Raw genomic sequence first — 245 nt, 5'->3', positions numbered from 1 at the left:
ATGATTAAAAGCAGCTCCTATACCTCCCATACTACTTGGTTCAACTGTTTTTGAGCTAAACTCATCACCAATACCAAAAAAAGAGCATGGAGATGAACTTGTTCTGTGCGCTAATAAATTTGCAGAAGTAATCAGTAAAAAAGCTACTAAAATACTTCTTATCATTGGTTTTTATTAAAAATCAATATTTTATTTAAGCCTTCTAGGAGAAAATTTTGATTGGCAAATATGCTAATTTTTAATTG

2 pseudogenes are annotated in these 245 nt (G+C 29.8%); both read right to left on the bottom strand.

Annotation, left to right across the window (positions count from 1 at the left end):
• Positions 1-165 (bottom strand): annotated as a pseudogene (locus tag ACY2RX_RS14805) (hypothetical protein); the annotation flags it as partial.
• Positions 162-245 (bottom strand): annotated as a pseudogene (locus tag ACY2RX_RS14800) (type III pantothenate kinase); the annotation flags it as partial. The pseudogenes ACY2RX_RS14800 and ACY2RX_RS14805, both read right to left, overlap by 4 nt.

The organism is Polaribacter sp. 2405UD43-2, from assembly GCF_058147125.1.
This window is presented reverse-complemented; position numbering and strand designations above follow the sequence as displayed.